Here is a 25702-nt window from a genome sequence, read left to right on the forward strand (position 1 = left end):
AACATGCGTTCAGCCTCCGACGATCGCACAGCTCCCGCGAGAATCCGCGATGCCGCGATCGACCAGTGGGGCCAGCACGGCTTCCAGGTCGGCCTGCGGGCGATCGCCGAGGCCGCGGGTGTCTCCGCGGCGCTGGTAATCCACCACTTCGGGTCTAAAGAGGGCCTGCGCAAGGCGTGCGACGACCACATCGCCGAGGAGGTCCGCAGCGGCAAGTTGGAGTCGATGCAGGCCAACGATCCGGCGACGTGGTTCGCGCAGATGGCCGAGATCGAGTCCTACGCCCCGCTGATGGCCTACCTGGTGCGCAGCATGCAGTCCGGCAGCGAGTTGGCGAAGACACTGTGGCGCAAGATGATGGCCGATGCCGAGGAGTACATGGCCGAGGGCGTCCGCAACGGCGTGCTCAAAACCAGTCGCGACCCCGCGGCCAGAGCCAGGTACATGGTGCTCAGCGGCAGCGGCGGGTTCCTGCTGTACCTGCAATTACACGACAACCCAACAGATTTGCGTGCGGTGCTGCGCGACTACAGCGAGGAAATGATGCTGCCCGCCCTCGAGATTTACACCGCGGGTGTGATGGCCGACGCCACCATGTACGACGCGTTTCGCACACAACACGAGGCGCAGCGGATGATCGAACAAGGAGAGCCAGATGACGACGACGTCGCCGCCACGAGTTGACACCGCACCGGCTGTCGAAATCCGTGGGCTGAAAAAGCATTTCGGAACCACCAAAGCGCTCGACGGTTTGGACATGGTCGTCGAACCTGGCAGCATCGCGGGCTTTCTGGGGCCAAACGGCTCGGGCAAGTCGACGACCATCCGCGTCCTGCTCGGGTTGCTGCGCGCCGACGGCGGCTCGGTGAAGCTGCTGGGCGGCGATCCGTGGCACGACGCGGTGGCGCTGCACCGGCGGATCGCCTACGTCCCCGGCGATGTGACGTTGTGGCCCAACCTGACCGGCGGGCAGGCGATCGACTTTCTGGCCAGCCTTCGCGACGAGTTCGACACCAAGCGGCGTGACGAGTTGATCGAACGCTTCGAGCTCGACCCCGACAAGAAGGCCCGCACCTACTCCAAAGGCAACCGGCAGAAGGTTGCGCTGATCGCGGCGTTCAGCACCAACGCCGAGCTCTACATCCTCGACGAACCCACATCAGGCCTGGACCCGTTGATGGACAGGGCGTTTCAGCGGTGTGTACAGGAGGCGGCCGACAGCGGGGCATCGGTTCTCCTGTCCAGCCACGTCCTCGCCGAGGTGGAGCGCCTCTGTGACTCGGTGACGATCATCCGCGCCGGCGTCACCGTGCGCTCGGGGCGCCTCGCCGAGTTGCGGCACCTGATGCGCACCACGGTCAAGGTGCGCACCCGCTCGCCCGTCGACGGGTTGCGTTCGGCGGCTTACGTCCACGACCTCACGGTCGAGGACGGTTCGAACACCTTCTCGGTCGACCGCAACGACCTGGATCGCGCCATGAGCCAGTTGACCACGTTGGGCATCGACGAGCTGACCGTGTCCCCGGCCTCCCTCGAAGACATGTTCCTGCGGGAATACCAAGGGACGCAACGATGACCGCCTCACCGACCACTGCGGCCGCCCGCCATGTGCGCCAAACGGACTCTTCGCTGACCGGTGTCGGCCGGCTGGTCGCCCTGGCGTTGCGCCGCGACCGCGTCCGGTTGCCGGTGTGGATCGCGGCGCTGACTTTGACGATGTGGTACACCCCCGCCGCGTTCGAATTGGCCTATCCGGACGAAGCCGACCGCATCGCGCGGGCCAACCTGATCAAGACCCCGGCCGGGATCATGTTCAGCGGTCCGATGTTCGGGCGCAACGAAACCGACATCGGCGCGATGTTCGCCAACGAGGTCATGCTCAGCGTCATTGTCGCCGCCTCGATCCTGGCGATTCTCACCGTGGTGCGTCACACGCGAGCCGAAGAGGAAAGCGGCGCGGCTGAATTGGTGCTGGCCGCGCCGGTCGGCCGGTATGCGCGAACCGGTGCGGCGATCGTCCTCGTCGCGGGTCTGTTCGCGGTGCTGGCGGTGACGATGACCGCCGCGACGGCCGCCGCCGGCCTGGAACTGGTCGACTCCGCGGGGGTGAGCTTCGGCATCGCGGGTGTGGCGATGGTGTTCGCTGGCGTGGCCGCGGTGACCGCGCAGCTGTGGCGCACGTCGCGGATGGCGACCGGGATGGCGATGGCGGTGCTGGCCGCTGCCGTGGTGGTGCGCGGGGTCGGTGATGTGATCGAGCATTCGGGCAGCGTGCTGAGTTGGTGCTCCCCCATCGCCTGGGCGCAACAGATGCGGGCGTTCGTCGATCTGCGGTGGTGGCCCTTGGCCATGCTGGCGGCTCTGGCCGGCGCCCTCCTGGTGGCGGCCGCGGTGCTGCAACGCTCCCGCGAGTACGACGCGGGCAGGCTGCCGTCCGGCGGTACCCATCCCGGCGCGCCACGGATCCGCGGCCTGTTCGGGCTCAACCTCGTGCAGCAGCGCGGTCAGATCATCGGCTGGTCGATCGGATTGTTCCTCGCCGGCCTGTCGTTCGGGTCGTTGACCAAGTCGCTGTTGGACATGGCCGAGGAAAACGAGTTGATCGCGCGCATGCTCTCCACGCAGGGCAACGACGGGATCTACACCTCGATGACCCAGTTCCTGGCAGCGGCGGCCACCGCGTTCGTCGCGATCACCGTGTTGCGGCTCAACGCCGACGAACAGTCGGGGATCGCCGAGGCGGTGCTGGCCGGGTCGGTATCCCGGTGGCGTTGGCTGCTTTCGACGGTGGCGGTGTCGCTGGCCGGTGCGACCGTGCTGCTCTTCAGTGCGGGTCTGGGCAACGGTTTGGGCGCCGGTATCGCACTGGGTGAACCCGACGACGTCATCCGGCTCACCCTGGCCGCGTTGGCGCACGTTCCGGCGATGGCGGTGATCGCGGGCGTCGCGGCGCTCGCGTTCGCGCTGCGGCAGACGTGGATCGCCTGGCTTGTGGTCACGTTCGTGATCGTGTCGCTGTATCTCGGTGCGCTACTGCGACTTCCGCAGTGGCTGCTCGACCTCTCACCGGTCGGCCAGACCACGACACCGATGGACGTGCCCGTGACGGCGATGGCGGTGATGGTGGTCGCCGCGGCCGTACTGACGTTGTGCGCCGGGCTGATCTATCGTCGACGCGACGCCGTGTAGCCATGAAGACCGCGTTGCAAGTGCTGGCCTCTTCCGTTTTCGGATTGGCGTTTTTCGGCCTGGCGTTGTTCTGGCCCGCCGGTACGTTCCACTACTGGCAGGCTTGGGTTTTCATCGCGGTGTTCATCGTGGGGACTATGGGTCCCACCGTCTACCTGGCGGTGCGGATGCCCGAGGCATTGCGTCGGCGCATGCGTGCTGGGCCGTTCGCCGAAAGCCGCACGGTGCAGAAGCTCATCATCGCCGCCACGATCCTGGCGGTCATCGCAGTCTTGGTGATCAGCGCACTCGATCACCGATTCGGTTGGTCGAACGTGCCGACGGCATTCGTCATCGTCGGCAACGTGCTGGTGTGGGTGGGGCTCACCGTCGCACAGATCGTGGTCATCCAGAACAACTTCGCGGGCGCCACCATCACAGTGGAGGCCGAGCAGCAGCTGGTGACGACGGGCCTCTACAGCGTGGTGCGTCATCCGATGTACCTCGGGACGCTGGTCATGTTGATCGGCACACCGCTTGCGCTGGACTCGTACTGGGGCCTGCTGGCGATCCTGCCGTCGCTGCTGATCCTCGCGGTTCGCGTTCTCGACGAGGAGTCCATGCTGCGCGAGGAACTGGCGGGCTACGACGAATACACCGAGAAGGTGCACTACCGGTTGGTGCCCTACGTCTGGTGAGCGCCGACGGGTGCGCCCGCGTAGTTATCCACAGCCCACGAATACCTCGCAAAATTTGGCGCGCCCTTCCGCTATAGTCGCACATATGTTCGATACCTTGGCGGTCCTCGACACCGATGCCGATGAGGCGACGCTGGTCGAGTGCATCGCCGAACTCGAACACTTCAAGGCCGTCGCGGCCGCCGGGCAGGCCAGGCTCACCGCCGCACTTGACCAAAAGCGCCGCGCCCGCGAGGAAGCCGAAGGGATTCCCGCCGCCAAACGCTGTCGCGCTCTGGCCAGCGAGATCGCGTTGGCTCGGCATGATTCGCCGAATCGAGGCAATCGTCATCTGGGTTTCGCCAAGGCGCTCGTCTACGAGATGCCCCATACGCTCGCGGCGCTCGAGGCAGGAACACTGTCGGAATGGCGGGCCACCCTCATCGTGCGCGAGTCGGCCTGCTTGACCGCGGAAGACCGCGGAAACCTCGATGCGAGGATGTGCGCGGATCAATCCGAACTCGAAGGAAAAGGCGATAAGCGGATCGCCGCCGACGCAAGGGCCATTGCTTACGAACTGGACCCGCAAGCGGTCGTCGACCGCGCGGTGCGCGCCGAGCGCGAGCGCACCGTGACCACCCGTCCAGCACCCGACAACATGGTCTATGTGACCGCGCTGCTGCCGCTGACCCAGGGCATCAGCGTGTATGCAGCGTTACGACGGCAAGCCGACACCACGTTCGACGACCGCTCGGGCGGCCAGGTGATGGCCGATACGCTCGTCGAACGCGTAACCGGCCAACCGGCCGACGTTCCGACCCCGATCGCGGTCGACCTCGTCCTGACCGATGAGACCCTGTTGGGCGATGACCCGACTCCGGCACGCGTTCCGGGCTACGGGCCGATCCCCGCCGCAATCGCCCGCCGCTTGGCCAGCCTCGCGATCGCCGACGAACGCTCCAAAGCCACGCTGCGCCGCCTGTACCGCCACCCGTCCTCCGGTGCGCTGGTCGCCATGGAATCCCGGGCCCGCCTGTTCCCCAAAGCCCTCGCAAAGTTCATCGCCTTCCGCGATGACACCTGCCGGACCCCATACTGCGATGCCCCAATCCGACACACCGACCACGCAACCGCCCACGCCGCGGGTGGACAGACTAGCGAGCTGAACGGTCTCGGCGACTGCGAAGCCTGCAACTACGCCAAGGAAGCCCCGGGCTGGCGGGTCACCACCCGGCGCGACGAAGACAGCACCCACACCTCCGAGATCACCACTCCGACCAAGGCCCGCCACAGATCCAAGGCGCCACCACTGCCCAGCTCGCACCGATCCCCGGCGAGCAGCATCGAGATCGCCTTCGCCGACGTTTTGGCCTGGCGCGACGCTGCCTGATTGGGTTTCGCTGGCGTGCGCCCATACTGATCGCATGGAAGTGCTGACCGGGTTCGGGTTGGCGACCGCTGCCGGGCTCAACGCCTACATACCGTTGCTGGCGCTCGGCTTACTGTCCCGGTTCACCGACCTGGTGACGTTGCCGCAGGGCTGGGCCTGGCTGGAGAACGGCTGGGTGATGCTGATCGTCGCGGTGCTGCTTGTCATCGAGATCCTCGCCGACAAGGTGCCCGCACTCGACACCGTCAACGACGCCGTCCAGACCTTCGTGCGTCCGACGGCGGGCGGCATCGTGTTCGGGTCGGGCACCGCGGCGCAGACCTCGGCGGTCACCGACCCCGGCGCGTTCGCCCAGTCCGGGCAGTGGATCCCGGTGCTCCTCGGTGTTGTTGTGGCGCTGGTGGTTTCGCTGACCAAGTCGTCGGTGCGTCCTGTTGCCAACGTCGCGACCGCCGGGGTCGCTGCCCCCGTGTTGAGCACCGTCGAGGACGCCACCAGCGTCGGCCTGGTCTTCCTGGCGATTCTGGTTCCGGTGTTGGTGCTCGTGGTGGTGATCGTGTTGGGCTGGGCGGCGGTGCGGCTACGACGCCGACGTCGACGCCACCCAACCGAGGCTTAGATCCAGACGCCCTTGCCGACCGCGACCACACCGCCGGTGCTGATCGCGAACCGTTCGCGGTCCTTGTCGAGGTCCACGCCCACCATCTCGCCGGGGCCGACCACGACGTTCTTGTCCAGGATGGCGCGGCGCACCACCGCGCCGCGGCCCACCCGCGTTCCCGGCATGATCACGCTGCCCTCCACGATGGCCCCGTCGTCGACGACGACGTTGGAGGACAGCACCGAATTACGAACGGACGCAGCCGAAACGATGCTGCCCGCACCGACCACCGACTCCTGCGCCGAGCCGCCGTTGACGAATTTCGCCGGCGCCAGCATCTCCATCTCACCGCGGATCGGCCAGCGCTTGTTGTACAGGTTGAACACCGGGTGCACCGACACCAGATCCATATGCGCGTCGTAGAACGCGTCGAGGGTTCCGACGTCACGCCAGTAGCCGTGATCGCGTTCGGTGGCGCCGGGGACCTCGTTGTTGTTGAAGTCGTAGACGGCGGCCATCCCATCGGTGACCAGCCGGGGAATGATGTCGCCGCCCATGTCGTGGTCGGAGTGGTCGTCCTCGGCGTCCGCGCGGATCGCGTCGATGAGCACCTTCGTGGTGAAGATGTAGTTGCCCATCGACACGAACGCCTCGTCGGGATTGTCCGGTGTGCCCGGCGGGTCGGCAGGCTTCTCGATGAAGCTGCGGATGCGCCCGGACTCGTCGGCGTCGATGACGCCGAACGCGGTGGCCTCGGCGCGCGGCACCCGGATACCGGCGACGGTCGCGCCTGCGCCGCTCTCGATGTGGAAGCGGACCATCTGCTCGGGGTCCATCCGGTAGACGTGATCGGCGCCGAACACGACGATGTAGTCGGGATCCTCGTCGTAGATGAGGTTCATCGACTGGTAGATGGCGTCGGCCGAACCCGTGTACCACCGTGGGCCCAGCCGCTGCTGGGCCGGCACCGGGGTGATGTACTCACCCGCCAGCCCGGACAGCCGCCAGTTCTGCGAGATATGGCGGTCCAGTGAATGCGACTTGTACTGGGTCAGTACGCAGATGCGCAGATACCGGGCGTTGACCAGATTCGACAGCACGAAGTCGATCAACCGGTAGGCGCCACCGAAGGGAACCGCCGGTTTGGCCCGATCCGCTGTCAGCGGATACAGCCGCTTGCCCTCCCCGCCGGCCAGGACAATGCCCAGCACGTGTGGCAATTCCCTCATATTCCAAACCTATCGGCCGGTTCTCTTCACTGCCAACACCCACGTCGACATCGGGCTGCGGCGGTGAGCGGCCGTCACTATCGTCGATCCCATGCGGGTGGCGATGATGACCCGGGAGTACCCGCCCGAGGTCTACGGCGGGGCCGGGGTGCACGTCACCGAGCTCGTCGCGCAACTGCGCCGGCTGTGTGAGGTCGACGTGCACTGCATGGGTGCGCCCAGGGCCGACGCCGTCGTCGCGCAACCCGATCCGGCCCTGTCGGGCGCGAACCCGGCGTTGTCGATGCTGTCCGCGGATCTCGCCATGACCAACACCGCCGCACAGGCCACCGTCGTGCATTCTCACACCTGGTACACCGGGCTTGCCGGGCATCTGGCGGCGCTGCTCTACGGCATCCCGCACGTGGTGACCGCGCATTCCCTCGAGCCGATGCGGCCGTGGAAGGCCGAACAGCTCGGCGGCGGCTACCGGGTGTCGTCGTGGGTGGAGAAGACGGCGATGGAAGGCGCCGACGCGGTCATCGCGGTCAGCTCGGGCATGCGCGACGACGTGCTGCGCACCTATCCCGCGCTGGATCCCAACCGAGTCCACGTAGTGCGCAACGGCATCGACACCGACGTCTGGTATCCGGTGGTGCCCGAGGCGCGCGAGTCGGTGCTGGCCGAGCTGGGTGTGGACATGTCGCGGCCGATCGTGGCGTTCGTCGGACGCATCACCCGGCAGAAAGGCGTCGCCCATCTGGTCGCCGCGGCGCACCGGTTCGCGCCCGACGTTCAGCTGGTGCTGTGCGCCGGAGCCCCCGACACCCCCGAGATCGCGGCGGAGGTGACCGAAGCCGTGCAGGAGCTCGCCCGCGCGCGCAGCGGCGTGTTCTGGGTCCGGGAAATGCTGCCGGTCACCAAGATCCGCGAAATACTCTCGGCTGCAACCGCTTTCGTGTGCCCGTCAGTGTATGAACCGCTGGGCATCGTCAACCTCGAAGCGATGGCATGCGCGACGGCGGTGGTGGCTTCCAATGTCGGGGGCATCCCCGAGGTGGTGGCGGACCGCGAGACCGGCCTGCTGGTGAGCTATGACCCGAACGACCCTGCGGCGTTCGAGGAACGGCTGGCCCAGGCGGTCAACGAGCTGGTGGGCGATCCGGATACGGCGCACCGCTACGGTCAGGCAGGCAGGCAGCGGTGCATCCAGGAATTCTCCTGGGCGCATATCGCCGAACAGACGCTCGAGATCTACCGCAAGGTCTGTGCGTAGACCCGAGCGGACTAGCTGGTGACGTTCTTCAGCTCTTCGCCGAGGGCCGCGGCTTCGTCAGGGGTCAACTCGACGACGAGTCGCCCACCGCCCTCCAGTGGTACTCGCATCACGATGCCGCGCCCCTCCTTCGTCGCTTCCAGTGGACCGTCTCCGGTCCGGGGCTTCATCGCCGCCATCGAGTGCTCCCTCCACAATGAACCGCCCGCCGGGGACTAGCCAGCGGGCTTGGTCGGGGCCAGAAGTGCCCACCCGTTGGCAGCTCCCGGCACTGAACTGCTATTGAACTCCCCCTATTCTTCCCTATCGCCGCGGCTCGGTGTGCAAAGACCCGGCTTAAGGCTGCGACGACGCCGCGGGCACCCAGCAGTCGGCGGTGTGGTCGTCGACCATCCCGGTGGCCTGCATCAAGGCGTACGCGGTCGTCGGACCCACGAAGGAAAAGCCGCGACGCTTGAGTTCTTTGGCCATCCCTGTCGATTCCGGAGTCACCGCCGGGACCTGCGAAATGTCGGCCGGCCGGGTCCGGGTGCCAGGCGCGAACGACCACAGCAGCTCGGCCAGATCCACCCCGTCCTCGGCGAGGCCGACGACCGCTCGGGCGTTGGTGATGGTGGCCTCGATCTTCGCGCGGTTGCGCACGGTTCCAGCGTCGGCCATCAACCTCTCGACATCGCGGTCGGTGTAGCGGGCGATGCGCGCGGCGTCGAACCCATCGAATGCGCGCCGGAAGTTCTCCCGTTTACGCAGGATGACGAGCCAGGACAAGCCACTCTGGAACGCCTCGAGGCTGATGCGTTCAAACAGCGCCGCCGAGTCACGCAGCGGCCGGCCCCACTCGGTGTCGTGGTAGTCGCGGTACAGCACGTAGTCAGCGGGAGCCAGACGGGTTCGGTCGATCCAGGCGCAGCGGACCCGGCCGTCGTCGTCGGCGCTCACGATTCGTCCTGCGCCGACGGCGACGCATGCACGCCGTCATCCTCGGGCTCCTCGGAGTCGTCGTCGCCGACGCCGTAGGCCGCGCGCACGGCCGCCAACTCGCCGCGCACCAGATCCAGCTCCTGGCCGAGCCGGTCGAGCACCCAGTCCACTTCGCTGGTCTTGTAACCGCGCAGGCTCTGGGTGAACTTGACCGCTTCGACGTCGGCGCCGGTGACCCCGGAGGCGGGCAACACGGTGGCCGTCGTCCCGCGCGGCAGCGGAGGCAGCGGCTCACCGCGCCCGAACAGAACGGTGCCAAGCGCGAACAGCACGACCGCAATCAGGACGAGCACGACCAGATAGACCAGAACAAGCGTCACGGCATCGATACTGCCTCAGCGCTCCGACAATCAGGCGTGCGGGCGCAGGGTGCCCATCGGGGGCCGGTCGGTGAGCGATACCGCTGACGTGCGCGAGGTGTAGTCGTCGCCGTCGGCGAAGAACTGGGTCAGCCCCACCCCGGAATCCGGCACCCCGCAGCGGGACAGCGTCGTGGCGATGACCTGGCGGCTCATCGTCGCCAACTCGGTCAACGGCCGGTTGCGGTGGCTGCGCACCCCGAGGTTGACCTGAGCGATGGCATCCAGCCCCAAGCGGTCGTAGGTGTCGATGAGCAGGCCGATCTCCACGCCGTAGCCCGGCGCGAACGGGACCGACATCAGCAGTTCGCGGGTGCCCGCGTACTCCCCGCCCAGCGGCTGGCACAGTCCGCCGAGCTCGGGGCGCAGCGCCGCCAGCAGCGGTCGTGCCACCAGCTCGGTGACCCGGCCCCCACCGTTGGCGTCCTCGCTGCCGCTGACCTTCAGCGGCCGCCGGTAGAAGCCCTTCACCAGGTGCACGCCCGCGGTGGTCAGCAGCGGACCCAACAGCTTGGGTACGAACATCGGGTCGGGCTCGATCAGGTCGGAGTCGACGAACACGACGATGTCGCCGGTGGAGGCGGCCAGCGAGCGCCACAGCACCTCGCCCTTGCCGGGTTGCGGTGCCACCTCGGGCAGGGCCGCTTCACGGCTGACCACCCGGGCGCCGGCAGCCAGCGCACGGATCTCGGTGTCGTCGGTCGAGCCGGAATCCAGCACGATCACCTCGTCGACCAGACCACCGACCAGCGGTGCGATGGTCGCGATGACACCGCCGACGGTGTCCTCCTCGTTGAGCGCGGGCAGCACCACCGACACGGTCCGGGTGCCCTTGGCGGCCTCGAGGTCGGCGACCGTCCACGACGGCCGGTTCCAGCTGCGCTCGGCCAGCCACCGTGCGGTGACGACGTCCGTAGCTGGGAGTTCGGGTGTGAGTGTCATGCCAGTCCTCTCACCGTGTGCGCGGGTGGACGCGCGCCCTGAATCGACGCGACCATCTCGAGCACGCGCCGCGTGGGCCCGACCTCATGCACTCGGAACATGGCAGCTCCCTCCGCAGCGGCAAGTGCCGTCGCAGCAAGCGTGCCCTCCAGGCGTTCGGTCAAACCCACACCCAGAGTCTCCCCGACAAAATCCTTGTTGCTCAGCGCCATCAGGACCGGCCATCCAGTTTTTACAAGGTCTTTCACGTGGCGCAACAAACTAAGACCGTGGTGAGTGTTTTTGCCGAAATCGTGCGTCGGGTCGATCAATACGGCGTCTCGGGCCACGCCCAGTTTCACCGCGCGCTCGGCGGCGGCGGTCACCTCGGCGATGACGTCGTCGACGACGCCACGCTCGGAAATGCCGTAGTTGACTCGAAACGGCCGGGTCCGCGGCGCCGCGCCGCCGGTGTGCGAGCAGACCAGGCCCGCACCGAATTCCGCGGCGACCTCGGGCAGCGCCGGGTCGTGGCCGGCCCAGGTGTCGTTGATCAGGTCGGCACCGGCCGCGCAAGCCTGTTTGGCCACCGTCGACCGCCAGGTGTCGACGCTGATCAACTGGTCGGGGTAGGTGTTGCGCACCCATTCGATGAACGGCACCACCCGGGCGATCTCCTCGTCGGTGCCGACCGGCGCGCCGGGGCCCGCCTTGACACCGCCCACGTCGACGACGTCCGCGCCGTGCTCGATCACCGTGTGCACGGCCGCCTTGGCCTGCTCGTCGGCGAAGGTGGCCCCGCGGTCGTAGAACGAGTCGGGTGTGCGGTTGACGATCGCCATGATCAGCGCGCGATCACCCGCCACGGGACGTCCCAGGAACCTCGACTGCACGCTTCCAGGCTACGGTCCGGCGATTTCGGTGCGCTAACCTGCGCTGATCGATGGTGTGCGCACCCAAATCACCACTACTTGGGGCGCTTGCCGGCCTTCACCTCGTCGGGGTACTCGTCGTAGAACTCGATGTAGCCCTCGTCGCGGCCGGCCAGTACGTAGATGGGGTCGTCGACCTGGTGCTCGCCGCCGCCGTAACCCTCCTTGCGCAGATCGACTTTCTGCGCCTTGAACGTCGAGGTGTAGGAGAGTTCGGAGACCACCCGCACGAACAGCGGCACCGCATAGCCCGGCAGCTGCTCATGGGCGGCCTTGGCCAGCGCCTTGCCGTCGAACTCCGCGCCGTCCTTGAGCTGGATCGCGGCCATCCCGGCCCGGCCGCCGGCACCGGGCACCTCGACGCCGAACACCGTCGCCTCCTCGACCTGCGGGTCGGTGGAGATCGCCGCCTCCACTTCGGTGGTGGCCACGTTCTCGCCCTTCCACCGGAACGTGTCGCCGAGCCGGTCGATGAACGCCGCGTGGCCGAACCCCTGCGCGCGCATCAGGTCGCCGGTGTTGAACCACACGTCGTTTTCCCGGAAAGCGTTGCGCACCAACTTCTTTTCGGTGGCCTCTTTGTCGGTGTAGCCGTCGAACGGCTGGAAGTTGCTGACCTTGGACAGCAGCAGACCCGGTTCCCCGTTGCGCACCTTGCGCACCCGGCCGTCGGCGTCGCGCGCGGGCTCACCGGTGTCGGCGTCGTACTCGACGAACGCCACCGGCGACGGGCAGATCCCGGTGGTCTTGTCGATGTTGAACACGTTGACGAACGCGGTGTTGCCCTCGCTGGCCGCGTAGAACTCGCAGATCCGCTCGATGCCGAACCGCTCGGTGAACTGGTCCCAGATCGCCGGGCGCAACCCGTTGCCGCAGATCACCCGGACCTTGTGCTGGCGGTCGGCCGCGCGGGGCGGCTGGTTGAGCAGGTAGGTGCAGATCTCGCCGATGTAGACGAACGCGGTGGCGTCGTAGCGGATCACCTCGTCCCAGAACTTCGAGGCCGAAAACGAGCGGCCCAGCGCCAGCGTCGCACCGGTACTGAGCACCGACGACAACGCCACGGTCAGCGCGTTGTTGTGGTACAGCGGCAGGCAGCAGTACAGGGTGTCGCGGCTGGTCAGCCGCATGCCGAGGGCGCCGAACCCGGCCAGCGCGCGCAGCCACCGGTAGTGCGTCATCACGCTGGCCTTGGGCATGCCGGTGGTGCCGGAGGTGAAGATGTAGAACGCCTTGTCTTTGGCGAGCACGGCCGCGGTGGTCGGCGGGTTGGTCGCAGGCGCGGTGGTGGCGAGGCGCTTGAGTTCATCGTCTGTCATCAGCGCGTTGGTGTCGGCGCCGCTTTCGGTGATCGGGTCGATGAAGTCGGTCTCGGCGACGACGACCTTGGCGCCCAGCAACCCGAAGCTGTGCTTGAGCACCTCGCCGCGCTGGTTGTAGTTGACCATCCCCGCGATGGCGCCGCACTTGACGGCCGCCAGCATGACCAGCACCGCGTCCGGCGAGTTGCGCAACATCATCCCGACAACGTCGCCGTGTCCGACCCCGCGAGCGGCCAGGACCGCCGCATACCGGTTGGCGGTCTCGTTGGCCTGCCGGTAGCTGATCTGCTCGTCGGCGAACTTGATGAACACCTTGTCGCCGTATTTGGCCGCGCGCTCCTGGAACACCTTGCCGATGGATGTCTTGGCCGACGGGCGGGCGCCGAACCCGGTGACCACGCCGCGAAGGATGGTCGGCACATCGAGCAGCAGGCCCGGCAACTTGCCGGCAACATCCATCAGCCCGACGTTGGTGCGGGTCCCTGACGTGTCCTCGGTCATGTTCGGCTCTCCTCAACTGCTCCCATGTGCGCCTCACCCTAGTTTTCGGTGCTCAACTTCACCCGCGGGGTGCGCAGGCTTCCATCGCCACCTCGACGTCGTCGACGAGTACCAGCCGGTCCATGGCCTCCCGGGCGACGTACCCGCTGTCGACCAAGCCGTGCAGCCACGCGATCAAGCCGTCGTAGTGTCCGACGGGATCCAGCATCACCACCGGTTTCTCATGCATACCCAAATATCCGGCGGTCCAGGCAGCGAAGAACTCCTCGAGGGTGCCGATGCCGCCGGGCAGCGCGATGAACGCATCGGCGCGATCCTCCATGACCGATTTGCGCTCCCGCATGGTGTCGGTGACGACGAGCTCGTCGGCGTCGACGTCGGCCACCTCCCGATGGACCAGCGCCTTGGGGATGACACCGACGGTGGCCCCGCCCCGCGCCCTGGCGCCGTTGGCCAGCGCGCCCATCGCCGACACGTTGCCGCCGCCGGACACCAGCGTCCAGCCGCGCATGGCGATGGCCTCACCGACGCGGGTGGCCAGGTCGAGCAGCTCGGGATGGGTCGGCCCTGCCGCGCAATACACACACACCGCCCATTGGCGGTCGGGTTCTACGGACATGCGGACAAGCTGACCATATGATCCGGCCGTGCCAGTTGAGTGGGTCACCGCGCCGCCCGAGCCCGTACTGGATGCCGTCGACACCGGCCTTTCCGAGCACGCCGGTGCGGTGTTGATCGGGCCTGCGGGGGTGGGTAAGACGACGTTGGCCCGCTCGGCCGTGCAGCGGTTCGGCTCCCGGTTCGACCGCGTCGACTGGGTCACCGCGACGACGCCGATGGCCGCGGTTCCGTTCGCTGCCGTCGCCCACCTGATCGACATCCCCAGCGCAAGTAAGCCCGCGGAGGTGCTGCGCACGGCCCGCGAGACGCTGGGCGACGGGCGGCTGCTGGTGGTCGACGACGCGCATCTGCTGGACCGGCTGTCCGCGGCGCTGATCTACCAGTTGGCGCTCAGCGGCACCGCCAAGCTGATCGTGACGATCGCACCCAACGGTGTGGTGGCCGAGGAGATCGCGACGCTGTGGGACCACGGGCTGCTCGAGCGCGTCGACCTGCAGCCGCCGGGCCACGACGACACCCGGCTGGCCGCCGTGATCGACGATTTCGTACGCTCGCTCCCGACTGCGGGGTACCAGGCGCTGCAGTACCTCGCGGTAGACGATCCGCTGCCGCAGCCCTCGCTCGCGGAACTGCTGGGGCGTGCGGCACTGGACGAGGCGCAGTCGTGCGGCGCGGTCGTGGCCGACGGGAAGTGGGTGCGCCCGGCGCATCCGCTGTTCGTCGACGCGGTGCGCGAGGCGTTGGGTGGGCCGGAATTGCGCCGGCTGCGCACCGAGGTGGTCGACCGGCTGGCCGCGGCACCCGGTGACGGTGTGGTCAGCCGGTTGCGCCGCGCGGTGCTGGCGATGGACTGCGACAGCCCGCAGCCGCCCGCCGAGGTGGTCGAGGCGGCCGAGGAAGCGCTGCGGCTCGGCGATCTGGTGCTTGCCGAGCGGCTCGGCCGGGTGGCGCTGCAGCGGGCACCCGATCTGCGCACGCGGCTGACGCTGGGCTACGCGCTGGCGTGGCAGGGCCGCGGCCGCGACGCCGACGCGGTGCTCGACGAGGTGGACCCGTCGGCATTGTCGGAGACCGAGTTGATGGCGTGGGCGTTGCCGCGGGCGGCCAACCAGTTCTGGATGCTGTCCGAACCGGAGCGGGCGACGGCGTTTCTGCAGGCGACGCGTAACCGGGTCACCTCGCCGACGGCGCGAACCACCCTGGAGGCGTTGTCGGCGACGTTCGCGATGAACGCGGGCAATCCCGCTCGAGCCAAGCAGATCGCCGACGATGTGCTGTCCTCCGCTGCGGCCGATGACACCGCGGTCGGCTGGGCGGCGGCGGCCGCGGCGTTGAGCGCGGCCCGAATGGGACGTTTCGGCGAGGTCGACGCCCTGGCCGAGCGCGCGATCGCCGCCGGGCATCCCGGGCTGCTGCGGTTCACCAGCGGTTTCGGTCAGACCACCGCGCTGGTGATGAGCGGGGCGCTGGACGAGGCCCAGGCGTTGGGCCGGCGGCTCGCCGATTTCGCGCAGCTGCAGCAGCCCGGCCGCGCGATCGGTGAGGTGTTGGTCGCCGACGTGCTGATCGCCAAGGGTGAGCTGGAAGAAGCCGTGGCGTTGCTGCGGCCGGCGGCGGCCGCGCTGGCCCCGACCGGGTACTCGTGGGGCCCGCTGGCGTGGATGCTGCTGGCGCAGGCGCTGGGTCAGCTGGGCGCGACGGTCGAGGCGGCAAAAGCGTTGTCACGCGCGGAATCCCGGCACGGGTTGAAGTCGATGTTGTTCGCCCCCGAGCTGGCGCTGGCGCGGGCGTGGACGATGTTTGCGCGCCGAAACCAGCACGGTGCGGTCGACGCCGCGCGTGACGCGGTGCGCAGCGCCGAACGCGGCGGACAGTCAGCGGTGGCGCTGCGGGCGCTGCTCGACACCGTGCGGCTCGGCGATATCCGGGCGGTCGACGGGCTCACGCGGGTCAGCGCCCAATGCGACTGCGCGGTGGGCCAGGTGGCGCTCGCACACGCCCGCGCGCTGGTGGACCGGGATGCGGATGCGCTGGCCGAGGTGTCGATGCGCTACGCCGCGATCGGGATGCTGCGCGCGGCCGAGGACGCGTCAGCGCAGAGCCGGAAGCTGAGCTGAATTTGGTGTCATGGCCGGTGCAGTCACGGCTCTAGACTCTCTAGGCATGAGCGGCAACCTGTACGTACAGCCCGAAGGTGTGCGGTCCTGCGCCCAGATCCACGAGCGGGTCGTCGGCGGGTTGTCGCAGTTGATGGGCTCGGGCGCAACCGATGCCACCGGTGTGCAGACCAGCCACGGCGCCATCGCGTCCGCGGTGAGCACCGCGCTGTCGGGTGTGCTGGGCACCCGCCACGGCACCATGCAGACCACCGCCACCTCGGGCACCACGATCGCCGGACTTCTGCAGAAGGCCGCCCAGATGTACGAGCAGGGCGACCGTAAGGGCGCCGAACGGCTGCGGGCCGCGGCCGACGCCCTCGACTGACGGCGGCGTTACAACCTGCGCGCGACGTCGTCGTCGCCGGTGTCCGGCTGCTGCGGCGGCGCCACCGGGGCCGACTCCGCCGGGCTCTCGCCGGGCGCCGCCCGGTCCTCATCGGCGCGCTGCAGCGGTTCGCGGTCCTGCCCGGATTCTGCTGCGGCGCTGTGGGCGTCGTCGCGCGGCTGGGGTGCGGCACCTGCTCCGGGGCCCGCCGGGGCGCCACCGGTCGCGGCGCCCGTCGGCTGCGCGCTGGCGCCCTGACCGCCGTGGCCACCTTGGCCGCCCTGCATGGCTTGCTGCATCAGTGATCCGAACATGCCGGTCTGCCCGCTGAGCGCCTGCGCGGGGGCGCCCGCCGACTGCCCCATCTGCCCGGCCTGCTGCCCGAGTTGGCCGAGCATCCCGACGACCTGGCCCACCGACTGCGAACCGGCGTCATCGGAGTTGGCATACGCGGCCTGCGCGGCCCCGACCTTGCCGGAGAAGGTGTTCTCCTTGGCCGACAGCGCCGCCACGTTGGCGGCCAGTTGCGCGCCCAACGTCGGCAGCACGGCCGAGATGGTCGAGCTCATCGCGTCCTGGCCCGCGGGAATCGTTGGGATCTGCGGCAATTCGACCGCAGCCGCGTTCCAGCTGATGCTCTCGGGCTTTCTCAGCGGACTAGACATCGGGTATCTCCTGCCTCACCAGTCGTCGTCGACGTCGTCTTCGTCGAGGTCGTGTTCAAGCGGTGCCGGCGCCGAGATTCCGGCCACTGTGCCGCCGCTGGTGCCGCGCTGGCCCATCATCGGCGCCATCCCGCCCATGCCGCCGCCTACCCCGGCGGCCGCCGGCGCGACGCCGCCTGCCACCGCGGCCCCGGCCGCCGCGCCCTCGGCGGGGGCGGTGCTCACCGGCTTGCTGCCCACCAGGTTCGCCATCTGCGGAGTCTGCAGCGGGGTTCCGCCGGCGCCCGGCAGCCCCGCCGCGCGCACCATGCCCGAACCTCCGCCCGCGCCCGAGCCACCGGCCAGCGGATGGTTGGAGAACGACGAGAACGGTAGGCCCGCCGAACCCAATGCGTCGGCCTTGCCGCCTTGACCGAACAGCGATGTCAGCTGCTGCAACGGTTGCGAGAGCTGTTGGCCCATCTGCTGGGGCACCGCCATCAGCGCCTGGCCGATCTGCATGGGCATCTGGGCTGCCATCGAGCCCATCTGGGTGGCCATCTGCATGGCCTGCTGCGGACCCTCCGCGGCTTGTTTGGCGGCTTCTTCCCCGCTGTCCTGGGCGTCTTTGGCGCCCGGCACCGGGGGGGCGCCGACGAGCGGGATGCTCGGCGGCACCCCGAGCGTGTTGGCCAGCTCGGTCGTATTGGTGGTCACGTTGGCGATGTTCTGCGACAGGCCCATCTTGATGCGGCTCTGCACCAGCTGCTGGGCGTTGCCGAACGGCATCGCCGCGATGGCCTCGCATTCGTGCTGGACTTCTTGGGCGATGGTGTTGGCCAGCATCTTCGTCTTGACGACGGTGGCCTCCATCGCGCGCAGCTTGGCCGCGATCGCGGCGGCCTGTGCGGCGTTGGCTTCGTGGCCGCCGATGATCGTGCTGGCCTCCCCGGCCGCGGCGAGCGATCCGGCACCCTCCCAGGTGTCGGACAGCTGCATCAACTGGCCCTGCTGCTGCGGCACGACGGTGCCGGTCACCTTGGCGGCGAACGCTTCATACGAGGCCGCGGCCGCCGCTAGGACCTCTTCGTCGACGTTCGGCCAGCCCGGGCCCGTCACCGTCTGCGACCCGAACGGGCTGACGTCGGGCATGATCCCCATAACGGTCAAATCTACCGTGCCGGCGGTAGCTGCCGGACCGCTTAAATCGGCGCCGATCAGCGCCGACTATGCCGTTTGCAGGCGGCGGTCAGATAGCCGGAGCCGGCGCTGAACACCGATTTCGTCGAGAAACCGGTCGTCGTGGCTGACGACGAGAAACGCACCGCGGTAGGCGTTGAGTGCCGACCGCAGTTGCGCCACGCTGACCAGGTCGAGGTTGTTGGTCGGCTCGTCGAGCAGCAGCAGGTGCGGGGCGGGTTCGCCGAACAGGACGCAGGCCAGCGTGGCGCGCAGCCGCTCGCCACCGGACAGCGCGCCGACCGGCAGGTGAATCCGGGCGCCGCGGAACAGAAACTGCGCGAGCAGGCGCCGCCGCCGGGTCTCGGAGAGGCCGGGCGCGAACGCGTCGAGGTTCTCTGCGACCGACCGCTGCGGGTCCAGCAGGTCGAGTCGCTGTGACAGGTAGGCCAGCCGCCCGTCGGCGCGCCGTACGACGCCGGCGTCGGGGGCCAGCGTGCCGTCGATGATCCGCAACAGGGTGGATTTGCCGACGCCGTTGGGGCCGGTGAGCGCGATGCGTTCGGGTCCTCGCACGCTCAGGTCGACGCCGGTGAACAGGGTGCGCGCGCCGTGTCGGGCGGCGACGCCTTCGAGCCTCAGCAGCGTGCGACCGGCGGGCACGTCGGTCTGCGGCAGGTCGAGCACGATGGCCTCGTCGTCGCGCACGCTGCGCTGCGCGTCGTCGAGGCGCCCCCTGGCATCACCGACCCGGGCGGCGTGCACGTCGTCGGCGCGGCCCGCCGATTCCTGGGCCCTGCGCTTCATCGCGCCCGCCACGATCTTCGGCAGCCCGGCGTCTTTGAGGTTGCGCGCGGCGGTGTTGGCCCGCCGCGCGGCGCGTTCACGCGCCAGCTGCATGTCGCGTTTCTCGCGTTTGAGTTGTTGTTCTGCGTTGCGCAGGTTGTTCTCGGCGACGCGCTGCGCCTCGGCCACGGTCTCGGTGTACATCGTGAAATTGCCGCCGTACAACAGGATTTCGCCACGATGCAGCTCTGCGATGCGGTCCATTCGGTCCAGCAGCATCCGGTCGTGGCTGACCAGCAGCAGACACCCGGGAAAGTCCTCGACCGCGTCGTAGAGCTTTTGGCGCGCGTCGGCGTCGAGGTTGTTGGTCGGCTCATCGAGCAGCAGCACGTCGGGGCGCTGCAGTAGCTGGGCGGCCAACCCGAGCGAGACGACCTCGCCGCCGGACAGCGAACCGAGTGCGCGGTCCAGCGCGATGTGACCCAATCCCAGCCGGTCGAGTTGGGCTCGGCAGCGCTCCTCGACGTCCCAGTCGTCACCGATCGCGGCGAACACGTCGTCGCCGGCATCCCCGTCGGCCAGGGCGTTCAGCGCGGCGATGACGGGGGCGACGCCGAGCACCTCGGCCACGGTGCGCTCGGCGACGAACGGCAGCGTCTGCGGCAGGTAGCCGAGCGTGCCGTCGACGGTGACCGATCCCGTGGTGGGCCGGTACTCGCCGGCGATGAGCTTGAGCAGCGTGCTCTTGCCGGCACCGTTGGGCGCGACCAGGCCGGTGCGGCCGGGACCGACGCTGACCGACAGGTTCTCAAAGAGAGGGGTGTCGTCCGGCCAGGCGAACGACAGATTCGAGCAGACGATGGAAGACATGCGAGAGAACTCTCGATAACGAAAAACGACTGGGACACCGGAGTCGTTGTCTCACCGCATGCTTTCAGCGTACGGACCCGGTCAACCGGTTAAATACCGCCGCAGCATGTCGGTGGCGGCGGTGATGGCCGCGGTCTCCACCCGCTCGTCGGCGCGGTGCGCGAGGTTCGGGTCACCCGGGCCGTAGTTGACCGCAGGGATGCCCAGCGCGGCGAAGCGTGCGACGTCGGTCCATCCGTACTTGGCCCGCACCTGTCCCCCGGCGGCGGCCACCAGCGCGGCGGCGGCCGGTTTGGTCAGCCCCGGCAGCGCACCCGCCGCGGAGTCGGTGAGCTCGATCTGCACGTCGAGGCCGTCGAGCACCTCGTGCACGTGGTGCAGCGCCCGTTGCGGGCTGCGGTCGGGCGCGAAGCGGAAATTCACCGTCACCGACGCCGAGTCGGGGATGACGTTGCCCGCGATTCCGCCGTCGACGCCGACCGCGGAGAGCCCCTCGCGGTACACGCAGCCGTCGATGTCGACGCTGCGGGCCTGGTATGCCTCGAGGCGCGCGAGCACCGCGCCGAGTTTGTGGATGGCGTTGTCGCCCAACCATGATCGTGCCGAGTGCGCGCGGGTTCCCGAGGCGGTGACGACGACGCGCAGCGTGCCCTGACAGCCCGCCTCGATGTATCCGCCGGACGGTTCGCCGAGGATCGCGACGTCGGCGGCCAGCCAGTCGGGCAGTTCGCGCTCGATGCGCCCCAACCCGTTTGCGCTGGCTTCGATTTCCTCGCAGTCGTAGAGCACCAGGGTGATGTCGTGGCGCGGTTCGGCGACCGTCGCGGCCACGTGCAGAAAGACCGCGTCGCCGGATTTCATGTCGGAGGTGCCGCAGCCGTAGAGATGCGGGCCGTCGAACCGGCTGGGCAGGTTGTCGGCGGCCGGCACGGTGTCGGTGTGGCCGGCCAGCAGCACGCGCGACGGGCGACCGTGGTTCGTGCGGGCCAGCACGGCGTCGCCGTTGCGGATGATCTCGAAGCCGGTGGTCTGCTCGCGCAGCGCCGCCTCGATCTCGTCGGCGATGCGCTGCTCGTTGCGGGACTCGCTGGGGATGTCGACCAGCGCCGCGGTCAACGCGATCGGATCAGCGTGCAAGTCCAGGCCCACACCGCTTGAGGTTAGTCGAGTAGCCTCATGCGACGTGACTTCTGCTTCTGGCGTCGGCCTGGCGACCATCGCGGCCGACGGATCCGTCCTCGACACCTGGTTCCCGGCCCCCGAACTCGGCGGCGACGGCCCCGCCGGCACCACCCGGCTCTCGGCGGCCGAGGTGCCCGCGGAACTGGGTGAGCTCACCGGCCGCGACGACGACCGCGGCGTGGAGATGGTCGCCGTGCGCACCGTCGCGTCGCTGGCCGACAAGGCGGCCGACGCATACGACGTGTATCTGCGGCTGCACCTGCTGTCGCACCGGCTGGTGGCCCCGCACGGGCTCAACGCCGACGGCTTCTTCGGCCTGTTGACCAACGTGGTGTGGACCAACCACGGCCCGTGTGCGGTGGAGGGGTTCGAGACGGTGCGCGCCCGGCTGCGCCGCCGCGGCCCGGTCACCGTCTACGGCGTCGACAAATTCCCGCGGATGGTCGACTACGTGCTGCCCGCGGGGGTGCGGGTGGCCGACGCCGACCGGGTGCGGCTGGGCGCCCACCTCGCGTCGGGCACCACCGTCATGCATGAGGGCTTCGTCAACTTCAACGCGGGCACCCTGGGCAGTTCGATGGTGGAGGGCCGCATCTCGGCGGGAGTGGTCGTCGACGACGGCTCCGACGTGGGCGGCGGCGCGTCGATCATGGGTACGCTGTCGGGCGGTGGCACCGAGGTGATTTCGGTGGGTAAGCGCTGCCTGCTCGGCGCCAATGCGGGCCTTGGCATTTCGCTGGGTGACGACTGTGTGGTCGAGGCGGGTCTCTATGTCACCGCGGGCACCAAGGTGCAGACCGGCGACGGCCAGACCGTCAAGGCGCGGGAACTCTCGGGCGCCAACAACCTGTTGTTCCGGCGCAATTCGGTGACCGGCGCGGTGGAGGTGGTCAACCGCGACGGCAGCGGTATCACGCTCAACGAGGCGCTGCACCAGAACTAATCCACTTGGCTCATTTTGGCGCGAGCGTGCGTGTTTGAGGGCGACACGCCGTCGAAAAACCGAAGTTTACGCACGCTCGCAAGCCTTAACTCGCCGCGTTGGGCTTCAGCGGAGGGCAGCGCCCGTCGACCGCCGCGCGTTCGAAATGCCAGATCTCGTTGGCGTATATCTGGCACAGCCCGAACCGAGACCCGTTGCGGATCAACCACATGTCGGCCTGCACGGGTGAGATGTCGACGGCTTCACCGGTGACGTGCTTCGACACCTCCGGCGCGGCGACGAACTCCCGGGCGGCCTCGACGCTGCCGTATTCCTGCACACGCATGTCGAACAGCCGCCGCTGAAAGCCCAATGTCCGCCAGCCGGAGGTGATGCGCATGTCGATGCCGTCGGCCGCGGCGGCCCGGGCGGCGTCTTGAACCGCCTTGAGCAGCAACGGGTCAAGCCACCCCACGATCGGGTTGGATACGTCGAACGGGGACAGCGTCTTGCCGGCGGGCAACCAGCCGCCCACCGTGTCGGTGGCCGCGGCGCCGATGTGTAGCGGTTCGATCGGGGGCGCAGGTTGCGGCGCCGGTGCGGGCGCGCCGCATGCGCACAGCGAGATCGCCGCCAATGCCGTGGCCGCCGTTGCCGCGAGCGTGCGTAAAGTTCGGGCTTTCGACGGCGTGTCGCCCTCAAACACGCACGTCCCCAGCTTGCGCGTGGGCCCACGCGGGAGAAAAAGGGGCGGGGTCAATCTTCGGCGGCCAGGATGCAGAACTCGTTGCCCTCCGGATCGGCGAGCACCACCCAGCTGGCGTCGCGCTGACCGACGTCGACGTGCCGGGCGCCCATCCCGATCACGCGCTGCACCTCGGCCTGCTGATCGTCGGGCCGGAAATCGAAGTGGATGCGGTTCTTGACCACCTTGGCGTCGGGCACCGCCAGGAACAGCCAGTTCGGTCCCGCACCCGGCGGGGCGTGCAGCACGACATCGCCGTCGTCGTCGACGTGCTTCTGCCAGCCCAACAGCTGCGCCCACCAGGAGCCCAGCATCGTCGCATCGTGTGCGTCGATGCAGATCTCGTCGAACCTCAATCCCATTGCGCCAACTCCTTTTTGAGCACCTTTCCCATGGGGTTGCGCGGCAGCGCATCAACCAGCCGCACCTCACGCGGCCGCTTATGCGCCGAGAGTTCCTGCGCCACATAATCGATCAGCGTCGACGGGTCGGCGTCGCCGACGACGAACGCGACGATGCGCTGGCCCAGATCGTCGTCGGGCACGCCGACGACGGCGGCCTCCCGAACCCCGGGATGTCCCAGCAACACCGTCTCGACCTCGCCTGCGCCGACCCGGAACCCACCGGTCTTGATCAGATCCACGGATTCGCGGCCGACGATGCGGTGCATCCCGTCACCGTCGATCACCGCGACGTCGCCGGTCCGATACCAGCCGTCGTCGTCGAGCACCTCGGCGGTGACCTCCGGTCTGTTGAGGTATCCGTCGAACAGGGTAGGGCCCCGAACCTGCAGCCGCCCAATGGTTTCGCCGTCGTGGGGCACATCGGCACCGTGCTCGTCGACCAGTCGGGTCTCGACCCCGGCCAGCGGCAGGCCCACCCAGCCGGGCCGGCGCTCGCCGTCGACGCGGGTGCTCAACGTGATCAGCGACTCGGTGGCGCCGTACCGCTCGATCGGCCGGTGCCCGGTGACGGCGGCCAGCTTGTCGAACACCGGCACCGGCAGCGGCGCGCTGCCCGACACCAGCAGTCGCGCCGACGCCAACGCCGTCGCCACGGCGTGGTCGTCGGCGACCCGCGACCACACCGTGGGCACCCCGAAGTACAACGAACCACCGGCCGCGGCATAGGCCACCGGATCCGGTCTCCCGGTGTGTATGAACCGGTTTCCGGTGCGCAGCGAGCCGAGGAGCCCCAGCACCAGCCCGTGCACGTGGTAAAGGGGCAGGCCGTGCACCAGCGTGTCATCAGGGGTCCATTGCCAAGCCTCGGCGAGCGCGTCGATGTCGGCGGCAACCGCGCGCCGGCTCAGGATCACGCCCTTGGGCGCCCCGGTCGTGCCCGATGTGTAGATGATCAGCGCGGGCGCATCGGCAGGCGGTTCGGCGTAGCGGTGCCACGACCGCGCATGCAGGCGCACCGGCACGTGTTGCAGGCCGTGGTCGTCGGCCGGCTTCTCACCCAGCCAGGCTTGCGCACCCGAATCGGTGACGATGTGCCTGCGTTCGGTGGCGCCGACGTCGGCGGGCACCGGAACGACGGGCACGCCGGCAATCAAACAGCCCGTGACGGCCAGCACGGTGGATGCGGTCGGGGCGGCCAGCACCGCGACGCAGCTTGCCCCCGCGATCCGTTCGGCCACCGAGGTCGCCGCGCCGACCAGATCGCTGCGGCTCAGCACGGCTCCGTCGATGCGGACCGCGTCGCCGATATCGGCGCCGCCGGCGACGGCCGCGGGGTTCAGCGAGGCAAGCAACACGTGCGTGAGGATACTGGGCGCGTGAACTCCATCCAGACCATCGCGTCGCGCGAGGTGTACCGCAACAACTGGTTGACGATGCGCGAGGACGCGATCCGCCATCCCGACGGCAGCGACGGCATCTACGCCGTCGTCGACAAGCCGTCGTATGCGCTGGTGATGGCGTGCGACGACGACCGATTTCATCTCGTCGAGCAGTTCCGCTATCCGATCGGGCTACGGCGCTGGGAATTCCCGCAGGGCACCGCGCCGGGCGCCGACGAGATGGCGCCGGCGGACCTCGCCGCGCTCGAGCTGCGCCAGGAAACCGGGTTGCGGGCCTCCGATATGCAGGTGCTCGGTCAGCTCGACGTCGCCCCGGGCATGAGCAGCCAGCGTGGCTGGGTCTTTCTGGCCACGGGCATCACCGAGGGCGAGCACGAACGCGAGCATGAAGAACAGGACATGCACAGCGAGTGGTTCGCCCGTGCCGAGGTGCAACGGATGATCCGCGACGGCGAGATCACCGACGCCCAGTCGGTTGCCGCGTGGGCGCTGCTGTTGCTCGCCGGGCGTTAGCCGTTGCGGCCGAGTCCCGGCCGAGATAAACACGTGATCTGTTCGTGGCCAGCGCGATCCGTGTCTCACCAGGGGTTTTACCGCCCGCCCGAATAGTGTGGCTGGCATGTCTGCCAGTCGGAAGTGGAGCGCGCTGTTGGTCGCTACTTCCGCTGCGACAGGATGTCTTTCGTCGATGCCGATCGCTTCGGCGGCAGACGCCCAATGGAACGGGCGCTATCAGATCATCACGTTCGCGTCCGACAAGATCGGCACCAGCGTGGCCGCGTCGCAGGCCGAACCGGACTTCAGCGCCGAATACGTGTTATCCACCGACTGTTCGAGCGGGCTGTGCGTGGCCACGGTCGTGGACGGCCCCGCACCGAGCAATCCGACCATTCCGCAACCGGTCCGCTACACCTGGGACGGATCACGCTGGCATTACTCCTACAACTGGCAGTGGGAGTGCTTCCGCGGCGACGGTTTGCCCAGACAGTACGCGCCGGCGCAGTCACGCGTGTTCTACGCTCCCGACATCGACGGGTCGCTGTTCGGTACGTGGCGCACCAACATCCTTTCCGGCGCGTGCCGCGGCACCGTCACCATGCCGGTGGCTGCGCGTCCGGTGTAGGGCGAA

27 protein-coding genes are annotated in these 25702 nt (G+C 68.6%); 12 read left to right on the forward strand and 15 right to left on the reverse strand.

Annotated elements, in window-relative coordinates:
• Positions 1–3: 3 nt before the first annotated feature.
• From ABQE93_RS18830 to ABQE93_RS18855, 6 genes are all read left to right on the forward strand, one after another.
• Positions 4–684, forward strand: a complete 681-nt coding sequence (locus ABQE93_RS18830) for a TetR/AcrR family transcriptional regulator (protein ID WP_448409590.1) — start codon at positions 4–6, stop codon at positions 682–684.
• On the forward strand, positions 656–1576 hold the full coding sequence (locus ABQE93_RS18835; protein ID WP_448409589.1) for an ABC transporter ATP-binding protein: 921 nt from the start codon (positions 656–658) through the stop codon (positions 1574–1576). Before ABQE93_RS18830 ends, ABQE93_RS18835 begins: the two co-directional genes overlap by 29 nt.
• Complete coding sequence (locus ABQE93_RS18840) at positions 1573–3189, forward strand: ABC transporter permease (protein WP_448409587.1); 1617 nt, start codon at positions 1573–1575, stop codon at positions 3187–3189. Before ABQE93_RS18835 ends, ABQE93_RS18840 begins: the two co-directional genes overlap by 4 nt.
• A 2-nt stretch (positions 3190–3191) precedes the next feature.
• Positions 3192–3866 carry a methyltransferase family protein gene (locus ABQE93_RS18845; protein WP_448409586.1) on the forward strand — a complete coding sequence of 225 codons (675 nt, stop codon included), beginning with the start codon at positions 3192–3194 and terminating at the stop codon, positions 3864–3866.
• A gap of 85 nt (positions 3867–3951) precedes the next feature.
• Positions 3952–5235: a DUF222 domain-containing protein gene (locus ABQE93_RS18850; protein WP_448409585.1), complete on the forward strand. Its 1284-nt coding sequence runs from the start codon at positions 3952–3954 to the stop codon at positions 5233–5235.
• Positions 5236–5269: 34 nt separating this feature from the next.
• On the forward strand, positions 5270–5854 hold the full coding sequence (locus ABQE93_RS18855; RefSeq protein ID WP_448409583.1) for a DUF4126 domain-containing protein: 585 nt from the start codon (positions 5270–5272) through the stop codon (positions 5852–5854).
• On the opposite strand, the gene glgC is transcribed toward ABQE93_RS18855, so the two are convergent.
• A complete protein-coding gene (gene glgC / locus ABQE93_RS18860; RefSeq protein ID WP_448409582.1) occupies positions 5851–7065 on the reverse strand; it encodes a glucose-1-phosphate adenylyltransferase in 1215 nt (404 codons plus the stop codon). The two genes, ABQE93_RS18855 and glgC, sit on opposite strands and share 4 nt — an antisense overlap.
• A 91-nt stretch (positions 7066–7156) precedes the next feature.
• Between glgC and glgA the strand changes: the two genes are divergently transcribed.
• Complete coding sequence (gene glgA / locus ABQE93_RS18865) at positions 7157–8320, forward strand: glycogen synthase (RefSeq protein ID WP_448409581.1); 1164 nt, start codon at positions 7157–7159, stop codon at positions 8318–8320.
• A gap of 11 nt (positions 8321–8331) precedes the next feature.
• Here the strand turns inward: glgA and ABQE93_RS18870 are convergent, their stop codons facing one another.
• The 7 genes from ABQE93_RS18870 to ABQE93_RS18900 all read right to left on the reverse strand — a co-directional run bounded on the left by ABQE93_RS18870 (position 8332) and on the right by ABQE93_RS18900 (position 13955).
• The gene (locus ABQE93_RS18870) at positions 8332–8499 is read right to left on the reverse strand and encodes a DUF3117 domain-containing protein (protein WP_066857137.1); all 168 of its coding nucleotides are present in this window, start codon (positions 8497–8499) and stop codon (positions 8332–8334) included.
• Between the two features lie 157 nt (positions 8500–8656).
• Positions 8657–9259 carry a DNA-3-methyladenine glycosylase I gene (locus ABQE93_RS18875; RefSeq protein WP_448409579.1) on the reverse strand — a complete coding sequence of 201 codons (603 nt, stop codon included), beginning with the start codon at positions 9257–9259 and terminating at the stop codon, positions 8657–8659.
• Positions 9256–9621 carry a DivIVA domain-containing protein gene (locus ABQE93_RS18880; RefSeq protein WP_448409578.1) on the reverse strand — a complete coding sequence of 122 codons (366 nt, stop codon included), beginning with the start codon at positions 9619–9621 and terminating at the stop codon, positions 9256–9258. Before ABQE93_RS18880 ends, ABQE93_RS18875 begins: the two co-directional genes overlap by 4 nt.
• Before the next feature lie 30 nt (positions 9622–9651).
• Positions 9652–10602: a glucosyl-3-phosphoglycerate synthase gene (locus tag ABQE93_RS18885; RefSeq protein WP_448409577.1), complete on the reverse strand. Its 951-nt coding sequence runs from the start codon at positions 10600–10602 to the stop codon at positions 9652–9654.
• The gene (folP, locus tag ABQE93_RS18890) at positions 10599–11474 is read right to left on the reverse strand and encodes a dihydropteroate synthase (RefSeq protein ID WP_448409576.1); all 876 of its coding nucleotides are present in this window, start codon (positions 11472–11474) and stop codon (positions 10599–10601) included. The genes ABQE93_RS18885 and folP overlap by 4 nt, the downstream gene beginning before the upstream one ends.
• 74 nt (positions 11475–11548) lie before the next feature.
• The gene (gene fadD6, locus ABQE93_RS18895; RefSeq protein WP_448409575.1) at positions 11549–13336 is read right to left on the reverse strand and encodes a long-chain-acyl-CoA synthetase FadD6; all 1788 of its coding nucleotides are present in this window, start codon (positions 13334–13336) and stop codon (positions 11549–11551) included.
• A gap of 58 nt (positions 13337–13394) precedes the next feature.
• Positions 13395–13955, reverse strand: coding sequence for a cytokinin riboside 5'-monophosphate phosphoribohydrolase (locus ABQE93_RS18900; RefSeq protein WP_448409574.1), 561 nt, complete (start codon positions 13953–13955; stop codon positions 13395–13397).
• A 28-nt stretch (positions 13956–13983) separates the two neighbouring features.
• On the opposite strand from ABQE93_RS18900, the gene ABQE93_RS18905 reads away from it, so the two are divergent.
• Positions 13984–16074: an AAA family ATPase gene (locus ABQE93_RS18905; protein ID WP_448409572.1), complete on the forward strand. Its 2091-nt coding sequence runs from the start codon at positions 13984–13986 to the stop codon at positions 16072–16074.
• A 46-nt stretch (positions 16075–16120) separates the two neighbouring features.
• Entirely contained in the window at positions 16121–16441 is a 321-nt protein-coding gene (locus ABQE93_RS18910; protein WP_448409571.1) for an ESX-1 secretion-associated protein, read from the forward strand.
• Between the two features lie 8 nt (positions 16442–16449).
• Here the strand turns inward: ABQE93_RS18910 and ABQE93_RS18915 are convergent, their stop codons facing one another.
• From ABQE93_RS18915 to dapE, 4 genes are all read right to left on the reverse strand, one after another.
• Positions 16450–17106 (reverse strand): hypothetical protein, encoded by a 657-nt coding sequence (locus ABQE93_RS18915; RefSeq protein ID WP_448409570.1) that lies wholly within the window; start codon positions 17104–17106, stop codon positions 16450–16452.
• A 15-nt stretch (positions 17107–17121) separates the two neighbouring features.
• Complete coding sequence (locus tag ABQE93_RS18920) at positions 17122–18246, reverse strand: hypothetical protein (RefSeq protein ID WP_448409568.1); 1125 nt, start codon at positions 18244–18246, stop codon at positions 17122–17124.
• A gap of 66 nt (positions 18247–18312) precedes the next feature.
• Entirely contained in the window at positions 18313–19920 is a 1608-nt protein-coding gene (locus tag ABQE93_RS18925) for an ABC-F family ATP-binding cassette domain-containing protein (protein WP_448409566.1), read from the reverse strand.
• Positions 19921–20001: 81 nt separating this feature from the next.
• Positions 20002–21069 carry a succinyl-diaminopimelate desuccinylase gene (dapE, locus tag ABQE93_RS18930; RefSeq protein WP_448409565.1) on the reverse strand — a complete coding sequence of 356 codons (1068 nt, stop codon included), beginning with the start codon at positions 21067–21069 and terminating at the stop codon, positions 20002–20004.
• A 34-nt stretch (positions 21070–21103) separates the two neighbouring features.
• Between dapE and dapD the strand changes: the two genes are divergently transcribed.
• A complete protein-coding gene (gene dapD, locus ABQE93_RS18935) occupies positions 21104–22045 on the forward strand; it encodes a 2,3,4,5-tetrahydropyridine-2,6-dicarboxylate N-succinyltransferase (protein WP_448409564.1) in 942 nt (313 codons plus the stop codon).
• A gap of 85 nt (positions 22046–22130) precedes the next feature.
• On the opposite strand, the gene ABQE93_RS18940 is transcribed toward dapD, so the two are convergent.
• Genes ABQE93_RS18940 through ABQE93_RS18950 form a run of 3 tightly spaced genes read right to left on the reverse strand, consistent with a single transcriptional unit; the run spans position 22131 to position 24528 of the window.
• Positions 22131–22730 carry a M15 family metallopeptidase gene (locus ABQE93_RS18940; RefSeq protein WP_448409563.1) on the reverse strand — a complete coding sequence of 200 codons (600 nt, stop codon included), beginning with the start codon at positions 22728–22730 and terminating at the stop codon, positions 22131–22133.
• Positions 22731–22780: 50 nt separating this feature from the next.
• Entirely contained in the window at positions 22781–23131 is a 351-nt protein-coding gene (locus tag ABQE93_RS18945) for a VOC family protein (RefSeq protein WP_448409562.1), read from the reverse strand.
• Entirely contained in the window at positions 23122–24528 is a 1407-nt protein-coding gene (locus ABQE93_RS18950) for an acyl-CoA synthetase (protein WP_448409560.1), read from the reverse strand. Before ABQE93_RS18950 ends, ABQE93_RS18945 begins: the two co-directional genes overlap by 10 nt.
• A gap of 78 nt (positions 24529–24606) precedes the next feature.
• Between ABQE93_RS18950 and ABQE93_RS18955 the strand changes: the two genes are divergently transcribed.
• Both ABQE93_RS18955 and ABQE93_RS18960 read left to right on the forward strand, forming a co-directional pair.
• Entirely contained in the window at positions 24607–25086 is a 480-nt protein-coding gene (locus ABQE93_RS18955) for an NUDIX domain-containing protein (protein ID WP_448409745.1), read from the forward strand.
• Positions 25087–25192: 106 nt separating this feature from the next.
• On the forward strand, positions 25193–25696 hold the full coding sequence (locus ABQE93_RS18960) for an Rv2253 family sensor-like surface protein (RefSeq protein WP_448409559.1): 504 nt from the start codon (positions 25193–25195) through the stop codon (positions 25694–25696).
• Positions 25697–25702 lie beyond the last annotated feature (6 nt).

The organism is Mycolicibacterium sp. XJ662 (genome assembly GCF_053484035.1).